The 7,185-nt window shown below is 69.1% G+C and carries 7 protein-coding genes; 3 read left to right on the top strand and 4 right to left on the bottom strand.

Annotated features, from left to right (window positions below; all coding sequences use genetic code 11):
• Nucleotides 1-356, top strand: a 356-nt coding sequence (locus ACXAID_RS26145; RefSeq protein WP_475025090.1) for an MmpS family transport accessory protein, incomplete at its 5' end; no start/stop codon positions are given.
• Nucleotides 357-372: 16 nt separating this feature from the next.
• Complete coding sequence (locus tag ACXAID_RS26140; RefSeq protein ID WP_475025089.1) at nt 373-1,074, top strand: DUF2561 family protein; 702 nt, start codon at nt 373-375, stop codon at nt 1,072-1,074.
• Between the two features lie 128 nt (nt 1,075-1,202).
• Here the strand turns inward: ACXAID_RS26140 and qcrB are convergent, their stop codons facing one another.
• The 4 genes from qcrB to ctaE are packed head-to-tail and all read right to left on the bottom strand — an operon-like array spanning nt 1,203 to nt 5,540.
• Nucleotides 1,203-2,873, bottom strand: coding sequence for a cytochrome bc1 complex cytochrome b subunit (gene qcrB, locus ACXAID_RS26135; RefSeq protein WP_475025088.1), 1,671 nt, complete (start codon nt 2,871-2,873; stop codon nt 1,203-1,205).
• Nucleotides 2,870-4,036, bottom strand: a complete 1,167-nt coding sequence (qcrA, locus tag ACXAID_RS26130) for a cytochrome bc1 complex Rieske iron-sulfur subunit (protein WP_475025087.1) — start codon at nt 4,034-4,036, stop codon at nt 2,870-2,872. The genes qcrB and qcrA overlap by 4 nt, the downstream gene beginning before the upstream one ends.
• Nucleotides 4,033-4,869: a cytochrome bc1 complex diheme cytochrome c subunit gene (gene qcrC / locus ACXAID_RS26125; protein WP_475025086.1), complete on the bottom strand. Its 837-nt coding sequence runs from the start codon at nt 4,867-4,869 to the stop codon at nt 4,033-4,035. The genes qcrA and qcrC overlap by 4 nt, the downstream gene beginning before the upstream one ends.
• Before the next feature lie 59 nt (nt 4,870-4,928).
• The gene (ctaE, locus tag ACXAID_RS26120; RefSeq protein ID WP_475025085.1) at nt 4,929-5,540 is read right to left on the bottom strand and encodes an aa3-type cytochrome oxidase subunit III; all 612 of its coding nucleotides are present in this window, start codon (nt 5,538-5,540) and stop codon (nt 4,929-4,931) included.
• Between the two features lie 115 nt (nt 5,541-5,655).
• Between ctaE and trpD the strand changes: the two genes are divergently transcribed.
• On the top strand, nt 5,656-6,705 hold the full coding sequence (gene trpD / locus ACXAID_RS26115; protein ID WP_475025084.1) for an anthranilate phosphoribosyltransferase: 1,050 nt from the start codon (nt 5,656-5,658) through the stop codon (nt 6,703-6,705).
• Nucleotides 6,706-7,185: the final 480 nt, after the last annotated feature.

Here is a 7,185-nt window from a genome sequence, read left to right as displayed (position 1 = left end):
CGCCACCACCGGCCCCCACCGAGGAGCCGCCGCCCCCACCGGCCACCACAGAGGCGCCCCCGCCGCCGACCACGACGCGGGCGGCCCCGCGTCAGGTGACCTACTCGGTGACCGGCACCAAGGCGCCCGGCGACATCATCACCGTCACCTACATCGACGCGTCCGGACGCAGCCGCACCCAGCGCAACGTCTACATCCCGTGGTCGCTGACGGTCACCCCGATCTCGCAGTCCGAGGTCGGCTCGGTACAGGCCTCCAGCCTCTTCCTGGTCAGCAAGTTGAACTGCTCGATCACGACGAGCGACGGAACGGTGCTGTCCTCCAACACCAATAACGCCGCACAGACCAGTTGCTAGGTGGCAGAAGAGGCAGATGACGAACAGCACCGAGAACGCCGACCGACCGGGCCAGGGTTTCGACGTGGCCGCCCTCGACCGCACCGACCGCATCCTGCTCGCCGGGTGCGCGGCGGTCTGGCTGGCCGCACTCGGCGCCGGCGTGGCCGCCACCGTGGCTCTGGTCGACCTGGCCGGCGGCCGCACCGAGTCCGGTGATTCCGGCACACCATGGTTCCTCTACGCCGTCATCGGCGTGTCCGCGGCGGTGATCATCGCCGCGGTGCCGCTGCTGCTGCGTGCCCGCCGCGCCGCGCAGGACGGCGGGTCGGGATCTGCGCCGCAACCGGACGACGAGGAGGAACCCACCGCGACGTCGGGAGGCCCGAAAGAGTCGGAGCCGCAACCGGGGCCGGATGCGCCCACCGAGAAGTTCAGGGCGGCCGCCCCGGGGGCCACCGCGGAGGCCAGCGGCCCGCTGCCGCGCCTGCTGCGCTCCGCACCGCAGTCGAGCGTGTCGCCGGTCGTCGACCAGACGTTCCTGCGCTTCGGCGTGGCCATGTTCTGCGCGATGGGGGTGGCCACGCTGCTGACCGGAGTGGCGACCTACCTGATGGCGGTGCACACCGAAGTCGTCGCCTGGGTTCTGTACGGTCTGGCCGGTGTGGTCACGGTCGGTATGGGAGCCATCGTCTGGTACTTCCTGCGGGACCTCGGCGCCGTCCACGACGAGGACTGAGCGGGCGGCCCGGGCACGGCGGGCACCCCGAGAGCCTCTGAGAAGGCCCGAGAAAGCCCCTGAGAACGACTGAGCCGCCCCGGCCAGGTCCGGCCGAGGCGGCTCAGTTCAGGGGTGTAGCGGACTTCTCAGTGGTGACCGTTCGACGAGCCGTTCGAGGAATCCGCGGAACCATTGCCCGAACTGGTGCGCTCCTGGTGCTCGCGCAGCGCGGTGATGGCCCGGTGCTCGGCGGCGTGTGCCGCCTCGGTTAGTGCGTCATTTTCGGAGAGCGGATCGCCGGTCAGGAAGCTGCCGGAGCCCGGTGCGCCACTGGATCCCAGCTTGTTCATCCGTTTGGGCAGTGCAGCACCCTGGTACTCCAGCGGAACCGCATGGCCGTGCTCGTCGACCGGTCCCAGCGGCTGGTGCAACTCGACGTAGGCGCCGTGCGGCAGCCGCTTGATGATGCCGGTCTCGATGCCGTGCTCAAGCACCTCGCGGTCGCTGCGCTGCAGCCCGACGGCCCAGCGGTAGGTCACCAGGTACACGATCGCGGGCAGCAGCACCATGCCGACGCGGCCGATCCACGTCGTCGCGTTCAACGAGATGTGGAACTTCAGCGCGATGATGTCGTTCATGCAGGCGAAGGTCAGCAGGATGTAGAAGGCGATCGCCGCCGCGCCCACCGCGGTGCGGGTGGGGGCGTCCCGGGGCCGCTGCAACAGGTTGTGGTGTGCATCGTCTCCGGAGAACTTCTTCTCCATGAACGGGTAGGCGATCAGCAGCGCGAAGATCAGTCCCATGCCGACCGCGACCCAGACACCCTGCGGGATGGTGTGCCCGAACGGATAGAACTCCCAGGCCGGCCACAATCGGATCAGGCCGTCCGTCCACATCATGTAGAAGTCGGGCTGACTACCCGCAGACACCTGCGACGGGTTGTACGGCCCGAGGTTCCAGATCGGGTTGATCTGCAGCAGACCGCCCATCAGGCCCAGGATCCCGACGGTGACGGCGAAGAACGCGCCGGACTTGACCGCGAACACCGGCATCACGCGCACGCCGACGACGTTGGTCTCGGTGCGGCCCGGTCCGGGGAACTGGGTGTGCTTCTGGAACCACACCAGTGCCAGGTGGACCCCGATGAGCGCCAGGATGACCCCCGGGATCAGCAGGATGTGCAGTGCGTAGAGCCGGGGGATGATGATGTCGCCGGGGAAGTCCCCACCGAACAGCGCCCAGTGCATCCAGGTGCCGACCAGCGGGATGCCCATGGTGATGCCCGACAGGGCGGCGCGCAGGCCGGTGCCGGAGAGCAGGTCGTCGGGCAGCGAGTAGCCGAAGAAGCCCTCGAACATCGCCAGGATCAGCAGCAGCGAGCCGATGATCCAGTTGGCCTCGCGCGGGCGGCGGAACGCGCCGGTGAAGAAGATGCGGGCCAGGTGGACCATGATCGACGCGGCGAACAGCAGCGCGGCCCAGTGGTGGACCTGGCGCACGAACAGGCCGCCGCGCACCTCGAAGCTGATGTCCAGGGCGGTCTCGTAGGCGCGGGACATGCCGACGCCGCGAAGAGGCTGATAGACACCGTCGTAGGTGACGTGGGCCATCGACGGGTCGAAGAACAGCGTCAGGTAGACACCGGTGATCAGCAGCACGATGAAGCTGTACATCGCGATCTCGCCCAGCAGGAACGACCAGTGCGTCGGGAATACCTTGTTCAGCTGACGGCGGACCGCTGCCGACGGGTGGTAGCGCGAATCGATCGCATCACCCTGTTTCGCGGCGATCTCTGCGGGGCTTGGACGTGGGCTCATGACTTGCGCTCCCAGAAGGCCGGTCCGACAGGTTCGACGAAGTCGCCGTTGGCGACCAGGTATCCGTCCTGATCGATCGTGATCGGCAGCTGCGCCAGAGCGCGTGCGGCCGGGCCGAAGATCGGTTTGGCGAACTCCAGCGCATCGAACTGGGACTGGTGGCACGGGCACAGGATGCGGTAGGTCTGCTGCTCGTAGAGCGACGACGGGCAGCCCAGATGCGAGCACACCTTCGTGTAGGCGAACAGCTCGCCGAAGTTGAAGCTCTCCTGGCCCTGGCGCTTGATCACCTTCGGCATGTCCACCGGCCTGATGCGGATCAGCATCACCGGGTTGCGCACGCCCATCCCGATCTCGAAGATGTGGTGCTCGGACTCGACGGTCGTGCCGTCACCGTCGGACTCACGCCACGGGAACACCGTCTCCATGCCGCCGGCGTCGATGTCCTCGGGGCGCATCTTGACGAACGGGGACTCGCCGGGCCGGCCGGTGGCGCGGGCCAGGTAGATCGTCTCGCCCTCGAACCGGGGGGTCCAGCCCGAGGTCCACAGCACCGCCTTCATGCCGTCGGCCGTCGGAACGACGGGCTTCCACGGGTTCTTGATCAGCCCGCCCATGAACGCCACCAGCGTGCCGACACCGAATGCGCCCATCCCGATGCCGAGCGACAAACCGATCAGCTTGCGGCGCTTGATGGTCGAGCCGTCCAGCGCATCGCCGAGGTTGGCCGCGACGGTCTTGCGGTGCAGCTCGGGGGAGCGGCCGTCGTGGCGCTCCTGGATCGAGATCTCCTCGGGGATGAACTTCTTCTGGTACATCACCGCGCCGATGCCGATCGCCAGCACCGAGAGCCCGAACGTCAGGCCGTACAGCGGGGTGGCCAGCGTGTACAGGAACTCGCCCGGCTCGCCCCAGCCCTTGTACTCCCAGGGCCAGAACAGGAAGACCAGCAGCAGCGCCAGGCCCGAGAACCCGGCCAGCAACAACCAGAAGGCCACGGTGCGCTCGGCGCGCTTCTCGGCCTTGGTGTCGGGAACCTGCCAGCGCGGCTCCTTGTAGACGATCTCGACACCGTCGAGCTTGCCGCCGAGTTCCAGGAGCTCTTCCTGCGACATCGCGGCCAGCTCGGCCTCGGTCGGTTCAGGAGTGTTCTTCTCGCTCATGCGCGTGCTCCGATCCAGAGAGCGGCGGCGATGATCGCCACCATTCCAACGATCCACGCCACCATGCCCTCGGAGGTGGGGCCGAAGCCGCCGAGGCCGAGGCCGCCGGGCGACGGGGTCTCGGCCGACTCCCGGACGTAGCGCACGATGTCGCGCTTCTCTTCGGCGTTGAGCTGACGGTCGGAGAACTTGGGCATGTTCTGCGGGCCGGTCAGCATCGCGGTGTAGATCTGGGACGGGGTGGCCCCGCCCAGATCCGGTGCGTACTTGCCGGAGGACAGCGCGCCGCCCTTACCGGTGAAGTTGTGGCAGGACGCGCAGTTGAGCCGGAACAGGTCGCCGCCGCGCGCCACATTGCTGCCGAGCAGCGATTCCTCGGCGACGCTGCCGTCCTCGTCACGCGGGACGACCGGACCGCCGCCGTTTGCCTGGACGTAGGCGCCGAGCGCGTCGATCTGGGCGGGGTCGAACTGGGGCGGCTTCTGCGGGGCCTGCGCCTCGCCGCGCATGGCGGGCATCCGGCCGGTGGAGACCTGGAAGTACACCGCGGCCTCACCGACGCCGATGAGGCTCGGGCCACGATCGGCGACACCCTGGAGGTTGATGCCGTGACAGGTCACGCAGGAGGTGTCGTAGAGTTCCTGGCCGGCGCGCAGCATCGCCGAGGCCGACTCGTCGGCGACCGCGACCTGCGGCGCCGGCGTGAGCGTGGCGGCCAGCCCGCCCGCGATCCCCAGCCCGATCGCGAGCAGGAGCGCTCCCGACAGGCGTCGGCGCAGCCGGCGCCGCTTCACTGAGGGCGGCCGGTCGGCTGCGGGTGCCTTCTTTCGCATCGAACCCCTTCTCATCGGACCCATCGGTGAGCCGATCATCGGACGCATCGGTGAGCCGATCATCGGACGAAGTAGATGACGGCGAACAGTGCGATCCACACGATGTCGACGAAGTGCCAGTAGTACGACACCACGATCGCGGCGGTGGCCTGGGCCGGCGTGAACTTGCTCATCCGGGTGCGCGCCAGCAGCAACACGAACGCGATCAGGCCGCCGATGACGTGCAGGCCGTGGAATCCGGTGGCCAGGTAGAAGACGGTGCCGTAGGCGCTGCCCGGAATGGTGGTGCCGTGCTCGACCAGGTGGACGTACTCGTAGGCCTGACCGAGGACGAAGAACAGGCCCATCGCGAAGGTCAGCGTGTACCACCGCCGCAGCCCGAAGACGTCGCCGCGCTCGGCGGCGAACACGCCCATCTGGCAGGTGAACGACGACGCGATCAGCACCAGCGTCACCGGCACCGCCAGAGCCAGATTCAGCTCGGTCGGTGGGGGAGGCCACACACCGTCGGCCTGAGCGCGTGCGGTGAAGTACATCGCAAACAGCCCAGCAAAGAACATCAACTCACTGGAAAGCCAGACGATCGTGCCGACACTGACCATGTTGGGCCGGTTCAGCGAATGAATGCGCGATGTGATGGCGGTTCCCGAGGTCCCTACAGCGCTCGTCACAGGAGCAAGTATGACGCTTTGTAGTTGGCGAACTCCACCCGGGGATGGTTTTGGTCATAAATGTGTCGGGTACGAGCGTTGGGAAGTTCCCCGCTGACGTGGGAGCATCGCCGTCGTGACTGCCTCGACATGGCCCCAGATTCTCGGACGTCTGACCCTCGGCCAGGCCCTCGAACCAGGCCAGGCCGCCTGGGCGATGGACCAGATCATGACCGGAACCGCGACCCCCGCCCAGATCGCCGGTTTCGGCGTCGCGATGAGGATGAAGCGCCCGACCGCCGCCGAGGTCACCGAACTCGCCGACATCATGCTCAAACACGCCCGCCGGGTGCCGACGGACGCCATCGGCACCGACACGGTCGACGTGGTGGGCACCGGCGGTGACGGCGCCAACACGGTGAACCTGTCGACGATGGCCGCGATCGTGGTGGCCGCGGCGGGTGTCCGGGTGATCAAGCACGGCAATCGCGCCGCCTCGTCGCTGTCGGGCGGTGCCGACACCCTCGAGGCACTCGGTGTGCGCATCGATCTGGGCCCCGACGACGTCGCGCGGTGTGTCGCCGAGGTCGGCATCGGGTTCGCATTCGCGCCGCAGTTCCATCCGTCCTACCGGCACGCCGGGGTGGTGCGCCGGGAGATCGGGGTGCCGACGGTGTTCAACCTGCTCGGCCCCCTCACCAATCCGGCCACGCCGCGGGCCGGTCTGATCGGATGCGCGTGGGCGGACCTGGCCGAGGTGATGGCCGGGGTGTTCGCCGCCCGGGGCTCCAGTGTGCTGGTCGTGCACGGCGACGACGGTCTCGACGAGCTGACGACGACCACGACGAGCACCATCTGGCGGGTGCAGGCGGGCACGGTGGAGCGGCTGACCTTCGACCCGGCCGCCTTCGGGTTCGCCCGGGCGGAGATCTCGGCGCTGGTCGGCGGTGACGCCGAGGCCAACGCCGCGGAAGCCAGGGCTGTGCTCGCAGGCGCGGCGGGGCCGGTCCGCGACGCCGTCGTGCTGAACGCGGCGGGGGCGCTGGTCGCCCACGCCGGACTATCCAGCGACGCCCAGTGGGTGCCGGCGTGGGAGTCCGGGCTGGCCCGTGCCGCCGAGGCGATCGACTCGGGTGCCGCCGAGCAGCTGCTCGCGCGGTGGGTGCGGTTCAGCCAGCAGCTCTGAGGAGGCTGTGGTCAATTGCTCGGCGGCCAGCCTGGCCGACCGGGCCGAGGCCGACCACGCCGCGAACCGCCCGGCGCCGTGTACCGGGGAGCAGTAGCCGGGTTCGGACCGAACGATCCGCACTCCCGGTGCGGTCAGCCAGCGTGCGATGAGTGCCGTTTCCTCCACCAGCGCGCCGCCCAGTGGGCCGGCCGCAGGCAGCACCGACTGCGCACCCGCGCACAACGCGTCGACGACCGGCATCGGCGGGACCCCGCGCGGTGCCGTGCCGGCCGCGGCCAGCTGTCCGTGCCGAACCACGGCCAGGTGCCAGCCCCGGGCTCCGTCCGGCCGCGCGGCCACCAGTTCGGTGACCGCGGTCAGGGCGCGCAGCCGCTGACCGCGCGACAGCACGTCGACGGTGTCGGCGGTGCGGTCCCGCAGGCGTGCCGCGGTCTCGTAGCGGTGGCGCCCGGCCAGCTCGGCGATGTGCCCCAACGC

Source organism: Mycobacterium sp. ABE4_509, from assembly GCF_056160785.1.
Note: the sequence above shows the minus strand (reverse complement) of the source record. Positions and strands in the feature narration are given on the sequence as shown.